A 25,887-nucleotide genomic window follows, 5' to 3' on the forward strand; every position below is an offset into this window, starting at 1 on the left:
GAGGACACGCCGGGATATCTCCGCGCGATTCGATATCGCCGCAGGTCACGGACCGTCAGAAAATTCCTCCGGGTGACGGACCCGGATGGCGGAGAACTCCCCGCCCCGCCACCCGTTCGCACCTGCCCCGTCGCCTTCGCCGTGCGGCAGGCTTAGCTTTTCCGTATGCGCGAGGGACACGGCGACGGCCGGGTCGAGAGGGGATGGGATATGTCTTCGTCCGGACCGGCCGAGGCCGAATGGGAGGAGCCGCGGAAGAAGCGTGCTCCCTGGGGCGTAATAGCGCTTGTCCTCCTGACCGGTCTCGCCCTGATCCGCAACGGCTCGGGCGAGTTCGACGTGGGGCCGCCGCAGCCCGCGTCGGCGGCGGCCGCGGACAGTCGCCGCACCCCGCACGGCACCTTCACCGATGTCCCCGACCCGCTGCCGTACGCGATGGTCGACCGGGTGCGGATCCCCTCGATCCGGGTCGACGCGCCGGCCATGCCCGTCGGGCTGGACGCGCAGGGCTGGGTGGACGCGCCGCCGGCCCGCGATCCGAACCTCGCGGGGTGGTTCACCGGCGCGGTCTCCCCCGGCGAGAAGGGCACGTCCGTCGTCGTCGGCCATGTCGACAACAACCAGGGCCCCGCCGTGTTCTACGGCCTCGGGGCGCTGAAGAAGGGCGCCAAGATCGAGATCCTGCGCGCGGACAGGAAGACCGCCGTGTTCGAGATCTACGGCATCGAGGTGTTCGCGAAGAACGATTTCCCGGGCGACCGGGTCTACGGGAACAGCGGAATTCCCGAATTGCGGGTGATCACCTGCGGCGGTGGTTTCTCCAAGCAGAACGGCTACGACGGGAACGTCGTCGTGTTCGCCCGCCTGGTCGAGGTGCGCTGACCGTGCCCCTGCCGGGCGGGCGGGAATCCACCGGAATGCGCTAGACGTATTTCCGCTGGGGCACGGTGATGCGATAGCCGGAATCCAGCAGTTCGGGCAGATAGTCGCGCAGGGCCCTGACGCTCTGCGAGCGGTCGCCGCCCGCGTCGTGGGAGAGCACGACGACACCGGGGGCGGCCCCGTCCTCCACACGCCGGGCGATGGTGTGCGCGCCGGGGGTCCGCCAGTCGAAGGTGTCCACGGTCCAGGCCAGCGGCTCCATGCCGAGTTCGGCGCCGAACCGGAACGCGGCCCGGTTCCAGGCGCCGTAGGGGGCGCGGAACCACAGTGGCGGTTCGCCGTAGGCCTTCTCGATGATCTCGCTGGTGCGGGCCATCTCCGCGTGGATCCGGGACCGGGAGAGGGTGGTCAGCAGCGGATGGGACCAGGTGTGGTTGCCGACCGCGTGACCGTCGTCGGCCATCTCCCGCAGCAGGTCCTTGTACCGGACCGCCATCTCGCCGCACACGAAGAACATCGCCCGGACGTCGTGGTCGCGCAGGATGCGCAGGATGTCCGGGGTGTAGCGGGGGTCGGGGCCGTCGTCGAAGGTCAGCACCATGGTGCGGCCGCGGCCGTCCACCCGCAGGAACGGCTCGTGCCGGACGGAGGGCCGGACGAGGGTGCGGCGCCGGGGTGGCGGCCCGTACCCCGCGATGGGTCCGAGACGGTAGGAGGAGGGCTTGAGCGCCGGACGGCCCCCCGGACCCGTCGCCGGGGCGGAGACGTCGGCCGGTGCCGGGCCGGAGGCCCCGTCGTCGATGAGCAGAGCGGCGGTGCCCGCCGTGGCGGCCGCGCCCAGCAGGGCGGCTCCGCCCGTCAACAGGTGACGACGCGTGAACATCTGATCCTTCGTCATGACTCATCAGTCGACCAAGGCGGGGACGCCGCACCACCGCGACACCGGTGCGGCGGCACGGAAGCACCCGAAGGGAGTAATCGTCCGCGCCCTCGACGCACGCCCGGCGCACGCCGGGGCCCGGGTGCTCCGATAGCCTCGCGACCGTGACCGATCAGCAAGCACACCGGTTCGAACGGGGTACCGACGGACCCAAGGTCGTCCTCGTCGGACTGGACGGCTCCGACACCTCGCTGCGGGCCGTGGCCTACGCCGCCGGCCTCGCCCGCCGCCAGCACGCGCTGCTCGCGATCGTGTACGTCCAGCCCCTCCTGGCGGCCGGTGCGGCGCTCGGGGTGCCGGTGGCCGGGACGACCGACGAGATCGCCGCGCACCTCGTCGCCGAGATCCGGGAGGCGGCGGAGCAGGTGAAGGGCATCTTCGAGGTGCGCTGGGAGTTCCACACCTTCCGCGGCGACCCGTACAACGGCCTGGTGACGGCGGCGGAGCAGCTCAAGGCGGACGCGGTCGTGGTGGGCGCCTCCCAGCGGGCCGGCCACCGCATCGTCGGCTCGGTGGCCCTGCGCCTGGTGAAGGCGGGCCGCTGGCCGGTGACGGTGGTGCCGTAGGTACGGCGGGGCCAGAACAGAGGTACGGCGGGGCCGGAGGTACGGCGGGACCCAGGGCTCGGGGCCCGAGCGGCCAGGTGTTCCCCTAGTTCCCCGTGACCAGCCCGTCCTGCGCCGCGCCCCGGCTGAGGACGACGTCCCGGATGCGGTCGCGTACGGCGGCGACGTCGGCCCCCGCCCCGGCCGCGATCGCGGAGTCGAGGTCGACGACCCGTCCCCGGCCGGTGTCGAACCACTGGGGCACGAACTCGGCCCTCGTCACCGCCCAGCGGTCACCGTCTCGCGCGGGCGGGGCGAAGGTGAAGCGGGCGAGGGTGCCCTGGTTGCCGCGCGGGTCGAAGGCGCCGGAGTGGTTCTTCATCGCCCCCGCGACCTGGTCGCCCATCCCGTAGACGACCCAGGTCCCGTTGACCTTCTCGTAGGCCTGTGGGACGTGCGCGTGCGTGCCGAGGATCAGGTCGACGACGGGCCGGCCGCCGGTGGCCGCGCGCGTGAGTTCCTCCGCCAGGGTCACCTGCTGGGCGTCGGGCGCGTCCTGCCACTCCGTCCCCCAGTGCAGCGACACCACCACGACGTCGGCGCCCGCCCGCCGGGCGGCCCGCGCGTCCGTCAGGATCCGCTCCCGGTCGATCAGGTTCACCGCCCAGGGCCGGTCCACGGGCAGCGGAATGTCGTTCGTCCCGTACGTGTACGCCAGGTGCGCCACCTGAGCGCCCCCGGCGCGCATCAGGGTCGGACGCCGCGCCTCCTCGGCCGTACGCGCCGATCCCGCGTGCCGCACGCCGGCGCGATCGAGCGCGTCCAGCGTGCGCTGGATACCGCGTGCGCCGTCGTCCAGTGAGTGGTTGGAGGCGGTGGAGCACGCGTCGTACCCCGTGGCCGCGAGGCCCGCCGCCACCTCGGGAGGTGACTTGAACACCGGGTAGCCGCTGTAGTTCCCGTCCGCCCCGTAGACGGTCTCCATATGACAGATCGCCAGATCGGCCTCGGACACCACGGGTTTCACGCCCGCGAGCATCGGCGCGAAGTCGTAGCCGTCGCCACCCGCGTCCGTCCGGGCCCGCTCGATGATCGACATGTGCGGAAGGACGTCACCGGAGGCGACGAGGGTGAAGCCGCGGCCGTCCCCGGCGGGGGCCGAGGGTCCGGGCCGGGGGGACGAGCCCGGGTACTGGCAGGCGGCGGTCGTGGCGAGGAGGAGGACGGTGAGCGAGACGCCGACGGGACCGCGGTGTGCGGGCATGGATAAGCACCTCAGTCTTGTCGTATTTACTGACTAGTCATCACGAATCCATATACAGCGGTACACATCCGTCAAGTAGGCACACCGGAGCAAGCGCGCACGCAGGACCCGTTCGGCGGCATACCGTTCGTCGCACCGTTCGCCGACAGGTTCGACCGCCCGCCGCACACCCGTGACCGGCCCCTGTCCTCCCGCGGCGCCCCGCGTTCCCATACGGCCATGACGGCCGGAACCACGATCACCTACGGGACGACCGCCGAACACGAGCTGGCCGAGCTCCAGCGCGAACACGGCCGCCCCCTCTTCGCCCTGCTGCTGCGGCTCTCCGACGGAGACCGCCATCGCGCCGAGGACCTGGTCCAGGAGACCTTCGTGCGCGCCTGGCAACACCCCGAGGCGCTGCGCGCCGACGACTTCGACTCCGTACGCCCCTGGCTGCTCACCGTCGGGCGGCGGCTCGCCATAGACGCGCGGCGGGCCCGGCAGGCGCGCCCCGCCGAGGTGGGGGACGCGGTGCTGGAGAACGCGCGTGTGATGGCGGATCACGCCGAACGGTCGGTGGCGACCCTCGATGTACGGGAAGCTGTGAAGACACTCACTCCCGAGCACCGCGAAGTACTGGTGCAGGTGTACTTCCAGGGTGCGAGTGTGGCGGAAGCCGCCGAGGCCCTCGGAATCCCGCCCGGTACGGTGAAGTCTCGCGCGTACTACGCGCTGCGCGCCCTGCGCCGGGTGCTTCCCGGATACGCGGCCGACCTGCGGTGAAACCCATGGCCGAGTCAAACCTCCGTAAAGCGCCTTGCCGAATACCCCGGTTGAGCAATCAGCTGTCTTCTATCCGTGTTCCGGATGGGGGCTCGGGCCCGTTCTCCGGGCCCGGGGTCGGGCGACGCGCACGCACCGGAGGAAGGCAGGGAAGGGATGCTGCACAAAGGGCAGGAGAGCACGGACGGCGCCGGCGGAGGCGAACTGGCCGTCCCGATGGCGTGGTTCTACGCCGAGTACATCGCGGAGGAGCTGCTGCGGACGGGCGACCTGATGCCGCCGACGTCCTTCGAGTTCCGAGCGGGGCGGGACGCCCTGGCGCTGACCGTCTTCCTCTCGGACGCGGGCGGTGAGCTGTCCGGCATCCGGGTCGTCACCCAGCTGGAGACCTGGCTGTCGCTGACGGCGTACGACCAGCCGTGGCAGGACTGGGTGTGCGAACGCATGGCCGACTTCACCGCCGAGGCGCTGGAGTCGGGCGGCCCGTCACCTGACCTGGAGCTGGCCGCCGCCGCGTGGCGCTGGCTGGAGGAGACGGAGCTGCTCGCACCCGACCTGGACGCGGTGCCGGGGGGCGGTGCGGTCCTCGGCGAGGACGACGGCCCGAAGGTCTGGACGCCGGCCTGGCGGCTCGGTCTGCCGCTGGGGCACCTGGCCATCCACCTCTTCTAGGACCTCTTCCGGTCTTCTAGGACCTCTTCCGGCGCCGACACCCCACGTTCGGGCGGCGGCCATCCGGATGTCGCGGCCCGGGGGGACCAAGTTTTTCGTTCTCGGACCAATCCGCGCGGCGGAGGGCTCCGAATCTTTTGGTTGGCATTGGCCGAGGGCTTGAATGATTCGCCGGTCTGGTCCGTACCGGTGGGGGCAGGAAGCAACCCCCACCGCACACCGGCCCGAGGAATCGCCATGTGGTCCCAGGATCGTCATCACGACGTCGGCGCGTACGCGCTGGGCGTGCTGGACGAGGTGGATTCGTTCCACTTCGAGGACCATGTCCGCGACTGCCCCCAGTGCGCGCTACAGGTCACCGAGTTCCGTCCGGCTGCCCGGCAGCTGATGCTCTACCGCAACGCCACACCGCGCTCCGTGCACCCCTTCGCGGCCCCCGGCCCTCGGATGCTCGGACGGCTGCTCGACGAGGTGGCCACCCGGCACCGGGCCAGGCGCAGGCGCTGGCTGTTCGCGCTGGCGGCCTCCGTGGTCATCGCCGTGGGCGGCCCCGCCGTGGCCGTTCTCGCAGGTCCGGGCGATGCTCCGGACACCGTCGCCGCCACCGACACCAAGACGGGCGTATGGGCCGAGGTCAAGGCCGAGGAGCGGCTCTGGGGCAGCGACATCGAGCTGAAGGTCAAGGAGGCCGACGGCGCCCACGCCTGCCGGCTCGTCGTGATCGGCAAGGACGGCTCCGAGGAGACGGCCGCCAACTGGAAGTCCCCCGAGGGCGCCGACAAGGCCTCCGAGATGATGGGGGGCACCGCCATGCGGCGCGAGGACATCAGCCACTTCGAGGTGCGCAGCCAGGAGGGGGAACTTCTGGTGACCCTCAAGGCCCCCGCCTGGCGCTGACCGGCCCGTCGAACCGCCTGCGAACCCGCGCGGAATTGGTCCGTACCTTCAATGGTTGCGGATCATGGTCGGCCTCGGATCCGAAGGACGTCCGGTGACATCCGGGCCGCGCCGACGCCCTACTTGAGCAACCGTGACAGCCGTCGGTCGGCGAGCGGTTTGCCGCCCGTCTGACACGTCGGGCAGTACTGCAGCGAGGAGTCGCTGAACGAGACCTCCCGGACGGTGTCACCGCACACCGGGCAGGGCTCACCGGCCCGGCCGTGCACGCGCAGCCCGCTCTTCTTCTCCGCCTTCAGCCGCCCGGCCGCCAGCCCCCGGGAGCGCTCCACGGCCTCGGTGAGCGTGGTGCGCAGCGCCTCGTAGAGATGCCGGGTCTCCTCCGGCCTCAGGGACGAGGCCAGCTTGAAGGGCGACATTCTCGCGGCGTGCAGGATCTCGTCGCTGTACGCGTTCCCGATCCCCGCGATCAGGCTCTGGTCGCGCAGCGCGCCCTTGATCTGCCGCCGCTCGCCCGCGAGCAGCCCGGCGAACCGGGTCACGTCGAACTCGTCGGCGAGGGGATCCGGACCGAGCCGTGCGACGCCCGGGACCTGCGCCGGGTCCCGTACGACGTACACCGCCAGCCGCTTCTGGGTGCCGGCCTCGGTGAGGTCGAAACCCTCGCCGCTCTCCAGGGCGACCCGCAGCGCCAGCGGACTCTTGCCGCCCGGCCGCGGCGGGGCGTCCGGCAGCCGGTCCTTCCACTGCAGCCACCCCGCGCGCGCCAGATGGGTCACGAGGTGCAGCTCTCCCCCGTCCGCCTCGACGCCGAGGAACTTCCCGTAGCGCCGTACGCCGGTGACCTCGCGCCCCTCGAACGCGGTGACCGGGGGGTCGTACGTCTTCAGCACGCTGATCGCCACGGGGAGCACGCGCCGGACCCGATGACCGACGAGGCTCCCCACCAGGAAGTCCCGGAGCGCTTCGACTTCGGGCAGTTCAGGCATACGTCAAGGGTGCCACGGGGCGCGACGGGGTGCTGCGGGGTGCATGGTGCGGGCCGGGTGGGCCTGCTCGCGCGGTCCCCGCACCCCTGAAACCCAGACCCTGGCGGGCCTGAGAAGCCACAGCCCCGCCGGCCTTGTAGGCGACGGGGACGCGAGGGGACAGCACGGGGCGCGGCCCCTGCTTTTCAGGGGCGCGGGGAACTGCGCGACCAGCCCTTACGGGACCCGCGCCCGCCGACGCACCGCAACCCACCACCCCCCTAGGCACCCCCACCCGCACCTCCACCCGGCAGCAGAAACTCGCACCACACGCACTTCCCCCCACCCCGGGCCTCCACCCCCCACACATCCGTCAGCCGGTCCACGAGCATCAACCCCCGCCCCGACACTCCCGCCTCCCCCGCCTCCCGCCGCCGCGGCAACGCGCTGGAGGAGTCCTCCACCTCCACCCGCAACCGCCGGTCCGACCCCACCAGCGCCCGCAGCGTCACGATCGCGGCCCCTTCCGTGTGCATGAGCGCGTTGGTGATCAGCTCGTCGGCGACGAGCTCGATCTCGTCGGCCCGCTCCCGCGCCCCCCACGTACGGACGGCCGCGCCGATCATGTGCCGCGCCTCCGTGAGCGCCTCCGGATCGCCCGGCCCCACGTGCTGCTGGAGCCGCCCGCCGGGCTGCTCGGCGCTGCGGCTGCGGCGGCGCAGCAGGAGCAGGGCCACGTCGTCGTCACCGCCCCGCTCCTCCGCCACGTCGATGAGCCGGTCGGCGAGATCGTCGACGTCGTCGGGCCCGGTGGCGATCAGCGCCCGTAGCGTCCGCATGCCCTCGTCGAGGTCGGCGCCCGGTTCCTCGATGAGACCGTCGGTGCACAGCAGGAGCGTCTGGCCGGGGTCCAGCTCGACGGCGGTCACCGGGTACTCCAGGCCCCCGAACTCGGCGGACAGCCCGAGCGGCAGCCCTCCGTCCACGGTCACCCGGTGACAGCTGCCGTCGGTGTGCCGGATCAGCGGGTCGATGTGCCCGGCCCGGACCACCTGGACCACTCCGGTGGCCAGATCGGCCTCCGCGTACAGGCAGGTGGCGAAGCGGTCGGTGTCGAGTTCGTGGAGGAAGGCGGAGGCGCGGGCCATCACGGTGGCCGGGGTGTGGCCCTCGGTGGCGTAGGCCTTCAGGACGATGCGCAGCTGGCCCATGACGGCCGCCGCGTGCGTGTCGTGGCCCTGGACGTCGCCGATGACCGCGCCGACCCGCCCGCCGGGCAGCGGGATGAGGTCGTACCAGTCGCCGCCGATGTCCCGGCCGAAGGAGCCGCCGAAGGACGCGGCCCGGTAGCGGACGGCGATGTCGGCGCCCGGGACGCTGGGGATGGACCGGGGCAGCATGGCCTGCTGGAGGCCCTCGGCGAGATCCTTCTCCTGCTCGTAGAACATGGCCCGCTGCAGGCTCTGGGCGATGCTGCTGCCGAGCGCGATGAGGACGTCGCGCTCCTCTGAGCTGAAGCCCCGCCGGTCGTTGTAGAGCAGCCCCATCGCGCCGATGGGGCGGGCCTGCACGATCAGCGGCAGATAGGCGGCGGAGGTGATCTTGAGGTCGGTGATGTGCGGCCACAGCAACGGATACGACTCGGCGAACTCCTCCGGCGACTCGATGAAGTGCGGTACGAGCTGCCGTACGACCTCGTTCATCGGGTACTTCACGTCCAGGCGGGTGACGCGGGTGCCGGGCACGTAGCTGTCCTGGGGGCCGGCCGCGACCATCCGGATCCGTCCGGCCTCCACCAGGCCCATGACCAGGCTGGTCGCGCCCAGGTGGGTGAGGCCGTCGGTGTCCTCCAGGACGTCGATCACGTCCTGGACGGTCCGGGCGTGGGCCAGGGCGGCGGTGATGATCTGGACGACGTTGGGCTGTCTGCGGCGGGCCTCGTCGTGCGCGGCCCGCTCGGTGCGGGAGCGGATCTCGCGCAGTTCCCGGGTGGCGTCGCGGACGATGCCGATGACCCGGTACGGCCGGCCCGTCGCGTCGCGCCGGATGTAGCCCTGGGTGTGGGTCCAGCGCATGGTGCCGTCGCGCAGCCGGAGGCGGAAGTAGGCGCCGTAGTTCTCGCTGCCGTCCTTGAGCGCCTGGGAGACGAGGGTGTCGAGTCTGCGGCCCTCCATCGGGGGCACCCGCAGCGACAGGGTCTCGGGGTTGCCGTCGTATTCGTCCGGGCGCACGTCGAAGATCTCGTGGGCGGTGGCGTCCATGTGGAACGCACCGGCGTCGAGGTCCCAGTCGAAGGTGCCCATGAGGTTGAGCGCCAGGACCGGGTCCGGGTGGGCGAGCCAGTCGTCCGGGACGTCAGAAGCGCTCGCTCCCCGATCAACCATGGGGCCACTTTGACAGCATTCACCCGATTATTCGAGTGGAGGGAGCATCGTCGACGCACTCTCTATCGTCAGTGGTGTGGACTGGTTCACCGCGCCCGACCTCTGGCTGAGCAGACTGATCTTCCAGCGTTCGCTGGCCGCCGTCTATCTGGTCGCGTTCCTGGGTGCGGCCCTGCAGTTCCGCGCGCTGATCGGGGAGCACGGGATGCTGCCGGTGCCCCGCTTCGTCGAGCGGGTGCCGTTCCGGCGGGCGCCGAGCGTGTTCCACCGCCACTATTCGGACCGTTTCTTCGCGGGGTGGGCCTGGGCGGGCTGCGTGGTCTCGGCGGCGCTCGTCGCGGGGCTGGACGCGCTGCTGCCGCTCTGGGCGGCCATGCTGCTGTGGTCCGTGCCGTGGGCGATGTACCTGTCGATCGTGAACGTCGGGCAGACCTGGTACGCGTTCGGCTGGGAGTCTCTGCTCCTGGAGACCGGCTTCCTGGCCGTCCTCCTCGGCAACGACGAGGTGGCGCCCCCGGTGGTGGTGCTGTTCCTGCTGCGCTGGGTGCTGTTCCGGGTCGAGTTCGGCGCCGGACTGATCAAGATGCGCGGCGACGCGTGCTGGCGGAAGCTGACCTGCCTCGACCACCACCACGAGACCCAGCCGATGCCCGGCCCGCTCAGCTGGTTCTTCCACCACCTGCCGAAGCCGTTCCACCGGGTCGAGGTTGCCGCCAACCACGTCACCCAGCTCGTGGTGCCGTTCCTGCTGTTCACCCCGCAGCCGATCGCGACGGCCGCGGCCTCGCTGATGATCCTGACCCAGCTGTGGCTGGTGCTGTCAGGCAACTTCGCCTGGCTGAACTGGATCACGATCGTGCTGGCCCTGTCCGCGGTCGACTTCGGCAGCCCCGCGCCGGCCCCGGACACCCCCGGCACGCCCCTGTGGTACACGGTCCTCGTGCTCGCCGTAGCCGCCCTGCTCCTCGGTCTCAGCTACCACCCCGTCCGCAACATGATCTCCCGGCGCCAGGTCATGAACCGCTCCTTCGACCCGTTGCACCTGGTCAACAGCTACGGGGCGTTCGGGAGTGTCAGCCGGGTGCGGTACGAGGTGGTGATCGAGGGCACGGCGGACGACGTGCCGCGCGAGGACTCCGAGTGGCGGGAGTACGAGTTCCGGGGCAAGCCGGGCGATCCGCGACGCTGGCCGCGCCAGTTCGCCCCCCACCATCTGCGGCTCGACTGGCTGATGTGGTTCGCCGCGCTCTCCCCCGCGTACGCCGGATCCTGGTTCGGCGCGCTGATGGAGCGGCTCCTGGAGAACGACCGCGACACCCTGCGGCTGCTGCGCCGCTCCCCGTTCCCCACCGACGCCCCGCCCCGGTTCGTCCGTGCCCGCCTCTTCCGCTACCGCTACACGACCTGGCGCGAACTGCGGGAGACCGGCGCGTGCTGGGAGCGGACGTACGTGCGGGAGTTCATGCCGCCGACGCGGCTGGCCGGACCGCCCGCGCGGACGCCGTAGCGGGCCACGGACGGACTTCTTCGCGGGGGACCCTCGACGCGGGGCAGCGCCGCAGGGCACAGTGCTCCCGTACTCGGTCCCTACTCACGGGTACGTACCTGCGTCGCGTACGACACCGACGCGCCCGACACCGCCAGGGAGCGCCCGTGACCAGCTGGGCCGGCCGGACCGCCGCCGAGATAGCCGCCGCCGTACGGGAGAAGCGCGTCACGCCGCGCGAGGTGGTGGCGGATCATCTGGCCCGGATCGAGGCGCTGGACGGGCGGATCGGGGCGTTCCGCACGGTCCGGGCGGAGGCGGCGCCGGCCGAGGCGGACGAGGTGGCCGGCCGGGCCGATCTCGCCGAACTGCCGCTGGCGGGCGTGCCGGTGGCGATCAAGGACAACCTCGCCGTGCGGGGCGAGTCCACCCGGAACGGGTCCGACGCGACCCCGCGGACGCCGGCGGCGGGCGACCATGTGACCGTGGCCCGGCTGCGGGCGGCGGGCGCGGTGGTCGTGGGGCTCACGAACGTGCCCGAGCTGTGTGTCTTCGGGACCACGGACGGCGTGCACGGCACCGCCCGCAACCCCTGGGACACCTCGCGCACGGCGGGCGGCTCCTCGGGCGGCAGCGCGGCCGCGGTCGCCGCCGGGCTGGTGCCGCTGGCCCTCGGCAACGACGGGATGGGCTCACTGCGGATACCGGCGGCCAACTGCGGTCTGCTCGGCCTCAAGCCGGGCTTCGGTGTCGTCCCGGCGGACATCGGGCACGGCGACTGGTTCGGCATGTCGGAGAACGGCCCGCTGGCGACGACCGTCGAGGACACCCGTCTGATGTTCCGGATACTCGCGGGGACCGACACCGGCCCGATCTCCGCCATTGCCACCGCCGTGCCCGTGCCCGTGCCGAGCATCGCCCTGTCCGTGCGCAGCCCCCTGGTCGGCGTGACCGTCACCCGCCCGTACGCCGACGCCGCGCGCCGGGCGGCCGAGCTGCTGGCCGGGTCCGGGCTGACGGTCCGGCCGGCCGATCCGCCGTATCCCCTCTGGCTGGGCACGACCTCGCTGGCGCACTGGACGGCGGGCACGGCGGTGGATGCCGAGGGGCTCGATCCGAAGCTGCTCACCCGGCGCACGCGGGTGCACGCGGCCGTGGGACGCCGCTTCGTGAAGGGGGTGCGCGCGGGCGACCGCCGGGAGCTGCTGCGCCGTCGGCTGGAGCCGTTCTTCGCCGAGCACGACGTGCTGCTCACCCCCGCGCTCGCCCGGCGCGGACCCGCCGCCGCGAACTGGCACGAGCGGGGATGGCTGCGCAATCTGCTGGTGAACACGAACTACTCGCCGCTGACACCGCCGTGGAACCTCACGGGCTGGCCGGCGATGTCCGTGCCGTTCGGCACACTGCCGTCAGGCGCGCCCTGCGCGGTGCAGCTGGTGGGCCGACCGGGCTCGGAGCCCGAACTCCTCGCGGTGGCGGGCCGGTTGGAGGAGCTGAACCCGTGGCGGCGGACGGCGCCGCTCGACTGACCGCGTCGCGGTGGCCGTGTCGCGGCGGCCCTGTCGCGGCGGCCGGCGTCGCGGCGGCTCGCGTCAGAGCGCCTTGTACATGATGTGCAGCCCCACCCGGCCGTCCTTCGGGTGCTCGAACGCGTCCGGCACGGTGCCGAGGACGGTGAAGCCGAGCGAGGTCCAGAGCCGTACGGCGGGGTTGGTCTCGACCACGGCGTTGAACACCATGCCCCGGAAACCCTGGGCCCCGGCCTCGGCGAGGACGTGTACGGCGAGGGCACGGCCGATGCCGCGGCCGCCGTGGTCGGGGTCGACCATGAAGCCCGCGTTGGCGACGCGGGCGGCGGGACCGCCGTAGTTGGGGGTGAGGAAGGCGGAGCCGATCAGCGCCCCTGTCTCGTCCTCGACGACGTACACGCGCTTGGCGGGGGCCATCCACAGAGCACGGGCTGCCTCTTCGGAGGTGTCCGGGTCCCAGGTGTAGGTGTCCCCGGCGGCGACGACGCGGTGCCAGAACGGCCAGATGCCGGGCCAGTCGTCGGCGGTGGCTTCTCTGATCTGCATGGGCGCGAGTCTGGCACGCCCATGCAGACGGCGATCACTTGATCCTGCCGGTCAGTCCACGCTGGGCAGGATGTGGGGCTCGGCGAGGTCGTCCTCGTAGCCCGCCAGTCGGATCGGGGCGGACCTGGCCCACACGTCCAGGCTGCCGAGTTCCTTCTTCGACCGGCCGCCCTCGGTGCGTTCCTTGGGGCGTTGATCGCCATTCGTCTTCTCTGGTGTCACCGCGCACTCCTTATGTGTCGGGTCACCCTCGGGACGTCGGCCCAGCTTGCCGCTGCGCGTCTGGCGTCCACTCGGGTCTGAGTCGATGTCAGTTCGGACGCGGTGGCGCCGGATCGTCTGGGTGTGAGAGCAGGCCGTGGTGACCGGCTTGTCCCGGGACGGACCGTGGGTGTGGGTGGGACCCAAATAAGGCTGTCCGTCCGGTACAGAGTAACCAAATGAGCGGGTGGCCGCTCTATGGGGCTGAAAACAAGAGGTAACTGTCTTGAGTCGTTCAGCGCCCAGCACGCCTTACTCTAGGGCAATTTAACCCATTTGATGGGTTTTCCCATCACCCGTTCGGCTCAGCACTCGCACCCCGCACCGGCCCGACGACCCATCGGATCACCGGCCTCGGCGCGTAGTTCAGGTCCTGTTGGCCGGATCGCAAGCCGACCATGATCTGCTCATGTGCCGCAACGGCATTTCTCACGGGCGGACTCGGGAGGACCGGCGGATGGAACTGCGCGGCGTGGACGAGCTGATGGATCTGCTGCACGCCCGCCGGGACGGCGGCCGGGAACCGGACCACCGCCGGGACGGACCGGACCGCCCTCCGGGCAGCCTTGCGGACCCGCACGCACACGCGCTGCGGACCGCCGCGCTGCTGCGCCGCGGCCGGCCCGCCGACAAGGAACTCCAGGTGGCCGGCCTGGTGCACACCCTGGGGCAGTTGCTCCGACCGGGTGACGACGCCGGCCACGCGGATCTGGCCGCCGACACGCTCCGGCCGCTGCTCGGCGACCGGGTCGCCCAGCTCGTACGCCTGCACGCCCTCGGCCCCGATCACCTCGTACGACTGCATGCGGGCGGCTGGGTGGACGCGGGTCTCGTCGAGGACGTGCTGACGCTACGCCAGGCGGGTGAGGCCGGGCGGTCGGCCGGGGTGGACGCCGGGGTGCTGGAGGACTGGCGGACCGTGCTGGAACTGGTGGCCGACCGGGCGGCCCGGACGGAGCGGGCCGGCCGGGTCGGGGCCTCGTCTCACCACTTGCCGGGCGCGTAGTCCTTCAGGAAGACGCCGTACACGTCCTCGCCCTGCTCGCCGAGCACGACGGGGTCGTAGACGCGGGCCGCGCCGTCGACGAGGTCGAGCGGGGCGTGGAAGCCCTCGTCGGCGAGGCGCAGTTTGTCGAAGTAAGGGCGTTCGTCGGTGATCCAGCCGGTGTCGACCGAGGTCATCAGGATGCCGTCGGTCTGGAACATCTCCTGGGCGCTGGTCCGCGTGACCATGTTCATCGCGGCCTTGGCGGCGTTCGTGTTCGGGTGGCCCGCGCCCTTGTAGCCGCGCCCGAAGACACCCTCCATCGCCGAGACGTTCACGACGTACGCCCGTCCGCTGGCCGCCTTCCTCGCGGCCTCGGCCATGGCCGGGCGGAGCTTGCTGATCAGGATGAAGGGCGCCGTGTAGTTGCACAGCTGGGTCTCCAGCAGCTCCACCGGGGAGATCTGCTCGATGGTCTGCACCCAGGTGTTGCTGTCGACCACGTCCGGGACGAGGCCGCCCGCGTCGATGGCGGTGCCGTCGAGGTGCCGGGCGACGCTGGCGTTGCCGGCGACCAGGGCGAGGTCGGCGACCTGCTGCGCGTCGAGGCCGCTGACGCCCGCGGGGAGTGCGGTCATCCCGGTCAGGCCGTCCACGGCACCGGAGTTGAAGGCGCCGATGACGTGGTGCGGGGGGAGTTCACCGGCGGGCAGCGGGGCGCTCTCCCCCTCGACCAGGGCGGCGTAGGCGGAGGGCAGCCGGCGTACGGTCTGGGTCGCGTTGTTGATGAGGATGTCCAGCGGGCCCGACGCGGCGACCTGGTCGGCGAGGGCCACGGCCTGGGCCGGGTCGCGCAGGTCGATGCCGACGACCTCCAGACGGTGCATCCAGTCCGCCGAGTCGTCCATGGCGTTGAAGCGGCGGATGGCGTCCTTGGGGAAGCGCGTGGTGATCGTCGTGTGCGCGCCGTCGCGCAGCAGCCGCAGGGCGATGTACATGCCGATCTTGGCACGGCCCCCGGTGAGCAGGGCGCGCTTGCCGGTGAGGTCGGCGCGGGCGTCGCGCTTGCCGCGGTTGAGGCGGGCGCAGTCGGCGCAGAGCTGGTGGTAGAAGTAGTCGACCTCGACGTAGCGGGTCTTGCAGGTGTAGCAGGAGCGGGGGCGCTGGAGTATCCCCGCGATCTTCCCCTCCTCGGTCACGGACGACGGCAGGATGCCTTCGGTCTCGTCGTCGATCCGCTGGGCGGAGCCGGTGGCCGTGGACTCGGTGACCGCCTTGTCGTGGGCGGTCTTGGCGGCGCGGCGCTCCTGGCGGCGGCGCTGCTTGACCATGCGGTAGACACCGGCCGTGGCCCGGCGCACCGCGATCGCGTCGGGGTGGTCGACCTCCAGCTTGTCCAGCTCCTCCAGCACGCCGAGGCACACGGCGAGCCGCTCCGGGTCGATGCCCGGGCCGTACGCGACCTCGTCCGTGGTCGCCGGGCCGTCCTCTGTCACCGTCATCGCGCTGCCGCTTCCCTGATCACCCGCGGCTCGCCCACCGCGTCCGCCACCGAACGCGGAATTCTACGTAGCGCGGCCCCCGCTCACCAAAAACCGGTCTTTCGCCCCCACCGCCCCTTCCCGTCCCGTCGCCGGGGGCTGCGCCCCTTCGACCCCCGGCCGCGGGCCCGGTGGGGGGGTCCGGGGCGGAGCCCCGAGTCCGTGACCGGGGGCCGAAGGGGGCGCGCGGCCCCCGGGGATGGGACGGGTAGGGGCGGGGAGGGCGAGGAAAGGCCCCGGCACCGCCAGGTGTCACGGTTCACACGCCGCCAGGAGGTCCTCCACCTCCCGGGTGACCGCCCGGGAGAACCGCTCCAGGTCCGGGACGGCCTCCGCGTCGGCGACGAGGCCGTAGTGGACACTCCCCCGATACGTCGAGACGGCGACGGCCAGGGACTGGCCGTGGGCGAGCGGGGCCAGGGGATAGATCTCGGCGAGGGGGCAGCCGCCGAGGCGGAGCCCGAGGCTGGGCAGCGGCACGCTGGTGACGAGGATGTCGAACCACAGACGGGCCGCCTGGCTGACCAGCGGCCCGCCGAGCCGGTGGCCGAGCGGCAGCACGTGATCCGCGAGGAGTGCCACCGCGCCGGCGCCCCGGTTGGGCCCCGCGTCCTTGTTGCGGTCCATCGCCGTGCGCACCGTACGCAGCCGCCCGAGCGGGTCCGGGTCGTCCACGGGCAGTTTCATCAGATACCCGGAGAGCCGGTTGCCCTGCGGGTGCGCCGTGCGGGGACGGCGCCTGGAGACGGGGATCAGGGCCCGGGGCGCGACCCCGTCGCTGCCGTCCCCGCGCTCGTCCAGCCATCGCCGCAGCGCCCCCGCCACCACGGCGATGAGGACGTCGTTGACGGTGCCGCCGACGGTCTTGCGGATCCGGTGCACGTCGTCGAGGTCCACGAGCACGCCGGCGGTACGGCGGGTGCCGCTGGCGTCGGAGGTCAGCGCGGCGCAGGAGCGGGCGCCGAGGGTCGCGTCGAGCGTGGTGCGGGCGACGGACGCACCGATGTCCAGGGCGCGCCCGAGGTCGGAGAAGGTGCCCCGGACCAGGTCGGGCAGCTTGCGCACCTCGTCGAGGAGGCCGCGCGGCGGCTCCGCGGGGCGCGGCCGGGGCGCGGGCATCTCGATGGGGTCCATGACGGCGGCGGCGAGCGTCAGCGCCCGCAGTCCGTCGGCCAGGGCGTGGTGGAACTTGAACAGCACGGCGAAGGAGGTGCCGTCCGCCCCCGGCAGCACATGAGCCTCCCAGGGCGGCCGGCCGCGCTCCAGCGGACGCTCCATCAGCCGCCCGGCCACCTCGTGGAAGTCGGGGGTCGGCTCGTGCAGCCGTACGTGGTCGAAGGGCTCGAAGTCGGTGACGGGCTCCCGGGTCGCGCCGCCGAACGCCAGCGGCAGCCGGACGTCCGGCACCCACACGTCCCGGATCCGCATCCGCAGTCCCGGCACGGCGGCGGCCCGCGTGGCGAGCAGTTCGGCGGCGTGGGCTCCGGCGGTTGGCGAGTCGGCCGTGAAGACGCCGAGGGCGGCCAGGTGCATGGGGTGTTCGGCGGACTCGATGTTCCAGAACGCCAGGTCGAGTGGGGCGAGCAGGTCGGAAGTCAATGGCTTGCCTCGCGTCGACGACGGGTGAGTACGCAGTCAATCGCTGTTGGCCGATTACGGTCAAGTACGATCAAGCTACGCACAGTTAACAACAGATTACGTCCCACCTCCTGGTGAAGGTGGGACGCATGGGGCATCTGTGTTCACCGGGATCACCCTGACGGACCAAGGACCCGGACGAGGGCCGGGAACCGAGGCCTGACCGGCGGCGCGGGCTAAGGGACCTGCTGACCCTTCCCCAGCGCGATCACTCCGCCCTGGGAGACCGTGTACAGCTCGGCGTCCCGCTCGGGGTTGACGCCGATGGTCGCACCGGGGGGCACCTGGACGTTCTTGTCGAGCACGGCACCCCGGACGACCGCGCCCCGCCCGATGTGGACGTTGTCGTGCAGGACCGAGCCCTGGACGACCGCGCCCGGGTCCACCACAACCCCCGGGGAGAGGACCGATCTGGTGACCTGACCGCGGATCAGGCAGCCCGCGCTGATGATCGACTCGCTGGCCATGCCGCCCGCGTTGAACCGGGCCGGGGAGAGCTGGCCGGAGCTGGTGTAGATGGGCCACGTGCGGTTGAAGAGATTGAAGGCGGGCCGCTCGGCGATCAGGTCCATATGGGCGTCGTAGTAGGCGTCGAGCGTGCCGACGTCCCGCCAGTAGCCCTGGTCGCGGGTGGTCTCGCCGGGCACGTGGTTGGCGCTGAAGTCGTACAGCTGCGCCTCGCCCCGGTCGGTGAGCTGGGGCAGGATCGAGCCGCCCATGTCATGGACGGAGTTCTCGTCCTCGGCGTCCCGCTGGAGCGCCTCCACCAGGGCCTTGGTGGTGAAGATGTAGTTGCCCATGGAGGCGTACACGCGTTCGGGGTCGTCGGCCAGGCCCGGCGGGTCCGACGGCTTCTCCAGGAAGCGCTCGACGACCCGGCCGTCGGAGCCGGGCGTGATCACCCCGAAGGACGACGACTCCGTGCGCGGGACGCGGATGCCGGCCACCGTGACGCCGGCTCCGCCCTCGATGTGCTGGGCCAGCATCTGGCGCGGGTCCATGCGGTAGACGTGGTCGGCGCCGAACACGGCCACGTACTCGGGCTGCTCGTCGTGGACCAGGTTCAGGGACTGCAGCAGCGCGTCCGCGCTGCCCAGGTACCAGCGCGGGCCCAGCCGCTGCTGCGCCGGGACCGGGGTGACGTAGTTGCCCAGCAGGCTCGACATCCGCCAGGTCGTGGTGATGTGCCGGTCCAGCGAATGCGATTTGTACTGCGTCAGCACGCAGATGCGCAGGATGTCCGCGTTGACGAGATTGGAAAGGACGAAATCCACCAGGCGGTACGTGCCGCCGAAAGTCACCGCCGGTTTCGCACGGTCGGCGGTCAGGGGCATCAGCCTCTTGCCCTCCCCGCCCGCCAGTACGATCCCCAGCACCGAAGGTCCACCGCGCCGCATCCCGCCGCCCCTCTACACCCACCCGGTTGTGCCTAACCCTGTTGCCTGACTACGCCTGCTTGAGGACTTCCTCGTAAAGCTGCACCGTACGCCGCGCGACCGCGTCCCAGCCGAACTCCCGCACCGCGCGTTCCCGGCCGGCCTCACCCATCCGGGCGGCCGTCGCGGGGTCGGCGAGCACCTCGTCGAGTGCGCGTGCCAGCCGCCCCTCGAAGTCGTCGTCGGTCGGCACGAGGAGACCCGTGACGCCGTCCCGCACGACCTCCGGTATGCCTCCGACCTGTGAGGCGACGACGGCCGTTCCACAGGCCATGGCTTCCAGGTTGACGATGCCGAGGGGCTCGTACACCGACGGGCAGACGAAGACGGCGGCGTGCGTGAGGAGCTGGATCACATCCGGGCGCGGCAGCATCTGCGGGATCCAGAACAGGCCCTCGCGCACGCGGCCGAGCTCCTCGAAGAGGTCGCGGAACTCCTGGTCGATCTCCGGGGTGTCGGGCGCGCCCGCGCAGAGCACGACCTGCGCGGCCGGGTCGATGTCCCGGACGGCCCGCAGCAGGTGGGGCACGCCTTTCTGCCGCGTGATGCGGCCGACGAACAGGACATAGGGGCGGCCCGGGTCGATGCCGATCCGGTCGAGGACGTCCGTGCCGTGGTCCGGGGTGTAGAGGGAGGTGTCGATGCCGTTGTGCACGACGTGCAGCCTCGCCGGGTCCAGGGCGGGGTAGCAGCCGAGGATGTCGTCGCGCATGGCGCCGGAGACGGCGATCACCGCGTCGGCGGACTCCACGGCGGTGCGCTCGGCCCAGCCGGACAGGGCGTAGCCGCCGCCCAGCTGCTCGGCCTTCCAGGGGCGCAGCGGCTCCAGCGAGTGGGCGGTCATCACGTGCGGGATGCCGTGCAGCAGCTTGCCGAAGTGTCCGGCGAGGTTGGCGTACCACGTGTGCGAGTGGACCAGTTCGCGGCCTTCGAGGCCCGCGGCGATGGAGAGGTCCACGGAGAAGGTGCGCAGCGCGTCGTTGGCCCCGTCGAGCGCGGACCAGGGCCGGTGGCGTACGACACCGCCGCTCGCCCCCTCGCCCCAGCAGTGCACGTCCAGGTCGACGAGGGACCGCAACTCGTGGGCGAGGAACTCGACGTGGACTCCCGCGCCCCCGTAGACGTCGGGCGGATACTCCCGGGTCAGCAGGCCGACTCGCACCCGGAACCCCCTGTCTCTGCGGCTGGTTCCCACATGGTCACCCAGAAGGGTGAGTTGGGGAAGACCACGATTGACGCGCGGCCGCGCTCGCGGGGTTCAGGTGCGGCGGGGACCGCCGAGGGGGCGGGGTCCGGGGGGCCGGTCGAAGCAGCAGTCGCCGCACAGGCCGCCGCCGGGCAGCCGGTAGTAGAGACAGCAGCTGCGGCGGCGGGACGTCACCGGGTCGAGGGTGCCCGCCAGGGTGGGGTGGGCGAACAGCCCGGCGGCGAGGGCACGGGCCCGGTCCGCCACCTCCATGCGGCCGTCGGCGGCGGCCCAGCGATCGATCTGACGCACCGCCCCCATGAGCGCGGAGGCCGCGTTTCCCCACAACAGGCTTTCAGATATGGGCAGTTGAGCCCGTAGGGCCGCCGCCAGCGGCACGAGGTGGCCGTCCCGTACGACCTCGCCGATCCGCTCGGCGGGAAGACCGCGCACCTCGGTCAGCCACAGCTCGTCCGGGGCGCTCGCGTCCGCGTCCCAGCGCAGGAGGCGCGGGTCGAGGTCGGGAAGCCTGCCGTACACGGCGGCCGCGCCGAGGGCCACCGACCACAGGCGGGCGGCGAGGCCGAGGTGGGCGAGGGAGGCGGCCACGCGCGGTTCGGGGGCCCGCACACTTCGCGCGACCTTGCGGACACGGAAAATTACCGGATTCTCGTAAACCTCCCTTTTCACATCGGCATCCCGTGCCGCGTAGGCCCGCGCGAGCGTGGGCAGCGGCCCGCCCGGCGGTCGGCCCGTGTGTAGTACGAAGAAGCCGCCGAGGGCCGAGAGGGCGGTGAGGCCGGGGTCGTGGTCCACGAGGACGAGTAGTACCAGGCCCCGCCGAGGCGCCCACCTGGGGGCTTGCACCGCGTGTCGCCCCTCCTGGGGATGAGGCGGCGCCCGTCGTACTCCATCGGCAGTAGGACGCATTGAGTGCTCTGGTACGACGACGTGAACGGTTTCACGAGGCATCGTGGTCACCATGAAAGCCGAGCGTTCACCGCGCCGGGCCCGGAGCCCTCGCGCCGCGTCGAGGAGCACCTCATGAATGCCCTCGCGTTGTCCGTGCTGTTGTCGTTCGTCTCCGCCGTGGCGTACGCGGGCGGGGCGATCGTGCAGGAGCGTGTCGCGGTGTCCTCCCCCGACCGGTCCTACGCACCGCTGCGTCGGCCGGTCTGGTGGGCCGCCGTCGGGCTGAATGGCCTCGGCGGGCTGCTGCACGTGGTGGCCCTGGCCTACGGCCCGCTGAGCCTGGTGCAGCCCTTGGGCGCGCTGACCATCGTCTTCGCCCTGCCCATGGCGGCGCTGTTCGTGGGGCGCAGGGCCGGAGCGACGGCCTGGCGTGGCGCGATCATGGCGACGGTGGGTCTCGCGGGCCTGCTCTCCCTGGTCGGCGCGGCCGACGCGCAGTCGCTCGACACGGCCCAGCGGGTGCTGGTGGCCGTGGTCAGCGGTGGCGCGGTGGCGGCGCTGATGGTGGCGGGCCACGCCGCGCACCGGCATCCGGCGGTGCGCAGCATCCTGCTCGCGGTCGCCTCCGGTGTCGCGTTCGGTATGTCCTCGGTCTTCACCAAGACGGTCGCCGTCGACTGGACGGACGGCGTCGCGCTCTCGGACCTGCCGACCCTCGCGGTCATAGGCGTCTTCGCGACGGCCGGTCTGCTGCTCTCCCAGGCCGCCTACCGGGGCGGCGGCCTCGCGGCCCCGCTCGCCACGCTCACGGTGGTGAACCCTGTGGTGGCGGCAGCGGTCGGCATCACGATGTTCGGCGAGACGTTCCGCTACGGCACCACGGGCACCCTGCTCGCGCTGGGCTGCGGTGTGGTCGCGGCGGGCGGGCTGATCCTGCTGACCACCGAGCGCCTCGCCGAAGAGGCCGGAGCGGAGCGCACGGACGAGGAGGTCACGGTCACGGCCGCCGACCGGGAGTCCCAGGCCCTGGAGGAGCTGCTCGCGGGGCTGCCGCGGCGGACCGCGGAGGTCCCGGACGCCGACTACGCGATCGGGCTGGACAAGCGCGTGGTCGTACCGGCCCCGTTCCTCGGCAGGAGTGCGGCCGACGAGAACGACACGCCGCCCGGCCTGCTGCTGCAGCCGTTCCACGGCGAGCTGTACGTGCCCCGAGCGCTCCTCGACCGGCATCGCGACCGCGTGAAAACCTGAGCGGGAGGCCCGGACCGGGCCTCCCGCGCCATGTCGGACCGTCCGCGCCGCGTCTAGATCCGGACCCCTCGCGCCCGCAGGTACGCGAGGGGATCGATGTCGCTGCCGAAGCCGGGTCCCGTGCGCACCTCGAAGTGCAGATGCGGGCCCGAGCTGTTTCCGGTGGAGCCGGAGCGGCCGATGCGCTGGCCGGCGCTCACGCTCTGGCCGGATTTCACGGAGATCGCCGACAGGTGGGCGTACTGCGTGTAGCGGCCGTCGGCGTGCCGGATGACCACCTGGTAGCCGAAGGACCCGCCCCAGCCCGAGGTGACGACCTGCCCGGCGGCCACGGACTTCACCGAGCTGCCGGTCGCGACGGGGAAGTCGACGCCCGTGTGGTACCCCTTCGACCAGGAGGAACCCGAGGCGCGGTAGGGCGTACCGAGGGAGGCGCTGACCGGCGCGACGAAGGAACCGGACTGCTGCCGCTTCTCGGACGTCTGCTGCTTGTCGGCCTTCTGCTCCTTGTGGACCTTCTTCTGTTCTTTCTTCTGTTCTTTCTTCTGCTCTTTGTGCTGATCCTTCTGCTGCTCTTTCCGCTGTTCCTTCTTCTGGCCGGCGGTGTTCAGGCTCAGACGCTGGCCGGGGATGATCACGTCCGGGTCGGAGCCGATGGTCCTGCGGTTGGCCTCGTAGAGCTTGCGCCAGCCGCCCCGTACGTCCTGGGTGTCGGCGATCTGGGAGAGGGTGTCGCCCCGGACGACCGTGTATCTCTCGACCCTGCCCGCCTGCGACTGGGGCGTGGTCTGGGGTTTCACGTCGCCGATCGTGAGGCCCGCGCGGCCCGAGCACACCGGCCAGGCGTCCGGGCCCTGCCCGTCGAGGACCTTCTCGGCGATCGCGATCTGCTGTTCCTTGGTGGCCAGGTCCGCGCGAGCGGCATAGGCCGTGCCCCCGAAGGCCTCCCAGGTGGACTGGCTGAACTGGAGTCCGCCGTAGTATCCGTTCCCGCTGTTGATGTTCCAGTCGTTGGTGGACTCGCAGGCCGCCACCTTGTCCCAGGTCTCGACATCGGCCGCCTCCGCGACCCCGGTGCCGATCAGCGGGAGCGCCATCCCCGCGCCGCCCGCCGTGACGGTGAGTGAGGCGCGGTTGATTCTGTTCGGCTGGTACCGGCGGTGCCGACCGCTTGCGGCCATGGAGAAGCCCCCCTCGCATATGCCATGAGCCGCAAAAGTAAGCGTGAGGAACCGGCCAGGACAAGACGAGAATTCAGCCGCTCTGGTCCCGCGTGTGGCGGGTAAGCGACCTGCTCCGGCGCGTAAGTGCCCTCGTCCGGCGCACGAGTGAGCAGGGACGGCGCGCAAACCACCCCGTTGCGCGCCCCATTGAGGCAGGTAGGGCCCTTCCTGCGTACTCAAGCCCGGCGGACCGCGCAGTGCGGACGGGGCCGGTGCACGTCAGGATGGCCGGAAGGACAATACTGGCGTGCAGGAACGGCACCACCGATATCAGGATCCATAGGAGCCAACCGTATGAGCACTTCAGCCCAGATCGGCGTCACCGGCCTCGCGGTCATGGGGAGCAACCTCGCGCGCAACTTCGCCCGCAACGGCTACACGGTCGCCGTCCACAACCGCTCCGCGGCGAAGACCCACGCGCTGATCGAGGAGCACGGGCACGAGGGCGACTTCATCGCGGCCGAGACCGCCAAGGACTTCGTGCAGGCGCTGGAGCGCCCCCGGCGCCTGGTGGTCATGGTGAAGGCGGGCGGGCCCACGGACGCGGTGATCGAGGAGTTCGCGCCGCTGCTGGAGCCCGGCGACATGATCATCGACGGTGGCAACGCGCACTTCGCCGACACCCGCCGCCGTGAGGCCGCGCTGCGCGAACAGGGCATCCACTTCGTCGGCGCGGGCATCTCCGGCGGTGAGGAGGGCGCGCTCAACGGTCCGAGCATCATGCCGGGCGGCCCGGTCGAGTCCTACGACTCCCTCGGCCCGATGCTGGAGAAGATCTCCGCGAAGGCCGCCGACGGCGCGCCGTGCGTCACGCACGTGGGGCCGGACGGCGCCGGGCACTTCGTGAAGATGGTCCACAACGGCATCGAGTACGCCGACATGCAGCTGATCGGCGAGGCCTACCAGCTACTGCGCGATGTGGCCGGATACAGCCCCGCGCAGATCGCGGAGATCTTCCGCACCTGGAACACCGGCCGGCTCGACTCGTACCTGATCGAGATCACCGCCGAGGTGCTGGCCCACGTGGACGCGGACACCGGCAAGCCGTTCGTGGACGTGGTCGTCGACCAGGCGGAGCAGAAGGGCACGGGCCGCTGGACGGTCCAGATCGCGCTGGACCTGGGCGTCCCGGTCTCCGGCATCGCCGAGGCCGTCTTCGCGCGCTCGCTGTCGGGCCACGCCGCGCTGCGCGACGCCTCCCGCTCGCTGGCCGGCCCCAAGGCCACCCCGCTGAGCGCGGCCGAGGCGGGTGCCTTCGCCGACCGCGTCGAGCAGGCGCTGTACGCCTCCAAGATCGTGTCGTACACCCAGGGCTTCCACGAGATCGACGCGGCCCGCGACGAGTACGACTGGAACATCGACCTCGGCAAGGTGGCGTCGATCTGGCGGGGCGGCTGCATCATCCGCGCCGCGTTCCTCGACCGCATCCGGGCCGCGTACGACGCCCGGCCCGACCTGCCGAGCCTGCTCTCCGACGAGGCGTTCGCCCAGGAGATCGGGGCGGCACAGGACGACTGGCGCGAGGTGCTGGTGGCGGCCACGCGTCAGGGTGTGCCGACGCCGGGGTTCGCGGCGGCGCTGGCGTACTACGACGCGCTGCGCGCCGAGCGGCTGCCCGCGGCGCTGACGCAGGGACAGCGGGACTACTTCGGTGCGCACACGTACCGGCGGGTGGACCGGGAGGGTTCGTTCCACACGCTGTGGGGGCAGGGCCGGTCCGAGGTCGAGGCGTAGCACGACCGAGGGGACCTGAGGGGACCTGAGGGGACCTGAGGGGACCTGAGGGGACCTGAGGTTCTCTCGCCCCCTGAGCGGGCGGACGGCCCGGCGTGGAGGAATCCACGCCGGGCCGTTTCTCGTCCTCGTACGCCTAGGACAGCGGGCCGGGCCCGGGTTCTCCCGGCACCGGGTCCGGGCCCGGAGGATTCGGGACCGGGTCCGGGGTGGGGACGGGGCGGGGGTCCGGGGTGGGGACGGGGTCGGGGAACGGGGGCTGCGGAAGGGGTTCCGGGCGGTCGGGGCCCGGGGCGGGGTCCGGGTGCACGGGGTCCCGGTCGGGGTACGTCATCGCGTCCTCCAGCCATGGGGTACGTCGGTCCAAGGACCGATGCCACGGGTACCCGTCGTCCGCACGGGCAGTCACCCGGTCGGCCACACCGCCGTGACCGCTCCCGCCGGCCCGCCCCTCAGAAGCCTTCCGGGTGGGCGATCAGCCAGTCCTTCGCCGCCCGCAGCAGCTCCGGATCGGCGGCGGGGGCCTCATCGGGGTGACGCTCCGCCCACTTGACGACGTACGGGCACAGCGGTGCGACGACGACGCCCTCGCGGGCCGCGATGCCGTACAGCTCCCTGGCCAGCGAGCCCGCGACGCCCCGTCCCTCGTGCGCGGGCTCGACGATCGTGTGGACCGGGACGAGTGCGCGCCGCGGGGCTTCCAGGACGAAGTACTGGATGTGACCGGCCAGTTCGTCACCGGCGAAGGCCTCCAGCCGGCCGCCCGGCCGGTCGTCACGGATCTGTACGTCGCTCATGGCACTCCTCGCGTGCGGTCGGGGACGCCGGGCGCTCGCGCGTGG

Annotated in this window: 23 protein-coding genes; 10 read left to right on the forward strand and 13 right to left on the reverse strand. The window is 71.9% G+C overall.

The window, feature by feature from the left end:
- Positions 1-210 precede the first annotated feature (210 nt).
- Entirely contained in the window at positions 211-882 is a 672-nt protein-coding gene (locus STRBO_RS0127400; protein ID WP_005484365.1) for a class F sortase, read from the forward strand.
- A 40-nt stretch (positions 883-922) separates the two neighbouring features.
- Here STRBO_RS0127400 and STRBO_RS0127405 read toward each other — a convergent pair whose 3' ends face one another.
- On the reverse strand, positions 923-1,780 hold the full coding sequence (locus tag STRBO_RS0127405; RefSeq protein ID WP_005484366.1) for a polysaccharide deacetylase family protein: 858 nt from the start codon (positions 1,778-1,780) through the stop codon (positions 923-925).
- A gap of 146 nt (positions 1,781-1,926) precedes the next feature.
- On the opposite strand from STRBO_RS0127405, the gene STRBO_RS0127410 reads away from it, so the two are divergent.
- Entirely contained in the window at positions 1,927-2,388 is a 462-nt protein-coding gene (locus tag STRBO_RS0127410) for a universal stress protein (RefSeq protein ID WP_005484370.1), read from the forward strand.
- Between the two features lie 85 nt (positions 2,389-2,473).
- Here STRBO_RS0127410 and STRBO_RS0127415 read toward each other — a convergent pair whose 3' ends face one another.
- Positions 2,474-3,631, reverse strand: a complete 1,158-nt coding sequence (locus STRBO_RS0127415) for a CapA family protein (protein WP_005484371.1) — start codon at positions 3,629-3,631, stop codon at positions 2,474-2,476.
- Positions 3,632-3,850: 219 nt separating this feature from the next.
- Between STRBO_RS0127415 and STRBO_RS0127420 the strand changes: the two genes are divergently transcribed.
- From STRBO_RS0127420 to STRBO_RS0127430, 3 genes are all read left to right on the forward strand, one after another.
- A complete protein-coding gene (locus tag STRBO_RS0127420; protein ID WP_020115161.1) occupies positions 3,851-4,396 on the forward strand; it encodes a sigma-70 family RNA polymerase sigma factor in 546 nt (181 codons plus the stop codon).
- Between the two features lie 156 nt (positions 4,397-4,552).
- Complete coding sequence (locus tag STRBO_RS0127425) at positions 4,553-5,068, forward strand: hypothetical protein (protein WP_005484373.1); 516 nt, start codon at positions 4,553-4,555, stop codon at positions 5,066-5,068.
- A gap of 237 nt (positions 5,069-5,305) precedes the next feature.
- Complete coding sequence (locus STRBO_RS0127430; RefSeq protein WP_005484374.1) at positions 5,306-5,965, forward strand: hypothetical protein; 660 nt, start codon at positions 5,306-5,308, stop codon at positions 5,963-5,965.
- A gap of 119 nt (positions 5,966-6,084) precedes the next feature.
- On the opposite strand, the gene STRBO_RS0127435 is transcribed toward STRBO_RS0127430, so the two are convergent.
- Both STRBO_RS0127435 and STRBO_RS0127440 read right to left on the reverse strand, forming a co-directional pair.
- The gene (locus tag STRBO_RS0127435; RefSeq protein WP_005484375.1) at positions 6,085-6,954 is read right to left on the reverse strand and encodes an Fpg/Nei family DNA glycosylase; all 870 of its coding nucleotides are present in this window, start codon (positions 6,952-6,954) and stop codon (positions 6,085-6,087) included.
- 260 nt (positions 6,955-7,214) lie between these two features.
- Complete coding sequence (locus STRBO_RS0127440) at positions 7,215-9,317, reverse strand: SpoIIE family protein phosphatase (protein WP_005484377.1); 2,103 nt, start codon at positions 9,315-9,317, stop codon at positions 7,215-7,217.
- A gap of 76 nt (positions 9,318-9,393) precedes the next feature.
- On the opposite strand from STRBO_RS0127440, the gene STRBO_RS0127445 reads away from it, so the two are divergent.
- Positions 9,394-10,824 carry a lipase maturation factor family protein gene (locus STRBO_RS0127445; RefSeq protein WP_005484379.1) on the forward strand — a complete coding sequence of 477 codons (1,431 nt, stop codon included), beginning with the start codon at positions 9,394-9,396 and terminating at the stop codon, positions 10,822-10,824.
- 146 nt (positions 10,825-10,970) lie between these two features.
- The gene (locus tag STRBO_RS0127450; protein WP_005484381.1) at positions 10,971-12,332 is read left to right on the forward strand and encodes an amidase; all 1,362 of its coding nucleotides are present in this window, start codon (positions 10,971-10,973) and stop codon (positions 12,330-12,332) included.
- Positions 12,333-12,395: 63 nt separating this feature from the next.
- On the opposite strand, the gene STRBO_RS0127455 is transcribed toward STRBO_RS0127450, so the two are convergent.
- Together STRBO_RS0127455 and STRBO_RS43945 are read right to left on the reverse strand one after the other, a co-directional pair.
- Positions 12,396-12,878, reverse strand: a complete 483-nt coding sequence (locus tag STRBO_RS0127455) for a GNAT family N-acetyltransferase (protein WP_005484383.1) — start codon at positions 12,876-12,878, stop codon at positions 12,396-12,398.
- 51 nt (positions 12,879-12,929) lie between these two features.
- A complete protein-coding gene (locus STRBO_RS43945; RefSeq protein WP_005484384.1) occupies positions 12,930-13,100 on the reverse strand; it encodes a hypothetical protein in 171 nt (56 codons plus the stop codon).
- Positions 13,101-13,596: 496 nt separating this feature from the next.
- Between STRBO_RS43945 and STRBO_RS0127465 the strand changes: the two genes are divergently transcribed.
- Entirely contained in the window at positions 13,597-14,145 is a 549-nt protein-coding gene (locus STRBO_RS0127465) for a hypothetical protein (RefSeq protein ID WP_005484391.1), read from the forward strand.
- Here STRBO_RS0127465 and STRBO_RS0127470 read toward each other — a convergent pair.
- The 5 genes from STRBO_RS0127470 to STRBO_RS0127490 all read right to left on the reverse strand — a co-directional run bounded on the left by STRBO_RS0127470 (position 14,124) and on the right by STRBO_RS0127490 (position 20,741).
- Positions 14,124-15,626: an SDR family NAD(P)-dependent oxidoreductase gene (locus STRBO_RS0127470; protein ID WP_005484394.1), complete on the reverse strand. Its 1,503-nt coding sequence runs from the start codon at positions 15,624-15,626 to the stop codon at positions 14,124-14,126. The genes STRBO_RS0127465 and STRBO_RS0127470 overlap by 22 nt on opposite strands.
- A 291-nt stretch (positions 15,627-15,917) precedes the next feature.
- Complete coding sequence (locus STRBO_RS0127475) at positions 15,918-17,264, reverse strand: wax ester/triacylglycerol synthase family O-acyltransferase (RefSeq protein ID WP_005484395.1); 1,347 nt, start codon at positions 17,262-17,264, stop codon at positions 15,918-15,920.
- A gap of 215 nt (positions 17,265-17,479) precedes the next feature.
- Positions 17,480-18,700: a glucose-1-phosphate adenylyltransferase gene (glgC, locus tag STRBO_RS0127480; protein WP_005484396.1), complete on the reverse strand. Its 1,221-nt coding sequence runs from the start codon at positions 18,698-18,700 to the stop codon at positions 17,480-17,482.
- A gap of 49 nt (positions 18,701-18,749) precedes the next feature.
- Positions 18,750-19,901 (reverse strand): glycogen synthase, encoded by a 1,152-nt coding sequence (glgA, locus tag STRBO_RS0127485; protein ID WP_005484398.1) that lies wholly within the window; start codon positions 19,899-19,901, stop codon positions 18,750-18,752.
- 96 nt (positions 19,902-19,997) lie between these two features.
- The gene (locus tag STRBO_RS0127490; RefSeq protein ID WP_005484399.1) at positions 19,998-20,741 is read right to left on the reverse strand and encodes a (2Fe-2S)-binding protein; all 744 of its coding nucleotides are present in this window, start codon (positions 20,739-20,741) and stop codon (positions 19,998-20,000) included.
- A gap of 228 nt (positions 20,742-20,969) precedes the next feature.
- Here STRBO_RS0127490 and STRBO_RS0127495 point away from each other — a divergent pair, with 228 nt between their 5' ends.
- Complete coding sequence (locus STRBO_RS0127495; protein WP_028796872.1) at positions 20,970-22,088, forward strand: DMT family transporter; 1,119 nt, start codon at positions 20,970-20,972, stop codon at positions 22,086-22,088.
- A gap of 53 nt (positions 22,089-22,141) precedes the next feature.
- Here STRBO_RS0127495 and STRBO_RS0127500 read toward each other — a convergent pair whose 3' ends face one another.
- Entirely contained in the window at positions 22,142-23,269 is a 1,128-nt protein-coding gene (locus STRBO_RS0127500; RefSeq protein WP_005484403.1) for a transglycosylase family protein, read from the reverse strand.
- 336 nt (positions 23,270-23,605) lie between these two features.
- Here STRBO_RS0127500 and gndA point away from each other — a divergent pair, with 336 nt between their 5' ends.
- Positions 23,606-25,045 (forward strand): NADP-dependent phosphogluconate dehydrogenase, encoded by a 1,440-nt coding sequence (gene gndA / locus STRBO_RS0127505; RefSeq protein ID WP_005484405.1) that lies wholly within the window; start codon positions 23,606-23,608, stop codon positions 25,043-25,045.
- 452 nt (positions 25,046-25,497) lie between these two features.
- Here the strand turns inward: gndA and STRBO_RS0127515 are convergent, their stop codons facing one another.
- Positions 25,498-25,842 (reverse strand): GNAT family N-acetyltransferase, encoded by a 345-nt coding sequence (locus STRBO_RS0127515; RefSeq protein WP_005484411.1) that lies wholly within the window; start codon positions 25,840-25,842, stop codon positions 25,498-25,500.
- Between the last annotated feature and the right edge of the window lie 45 nt (positions 25,843-25,887).

It is taken from the genome of Streptomyces bottropensis ATCC 25435, assembly GCF_000383595.1.
Classification (GTDB): Bacteria; Actinomycetota; Actinomycetes; order Streptomycetales; family Streptomycetaceae; genus Streptomyces; species Streptomyces bottropensis.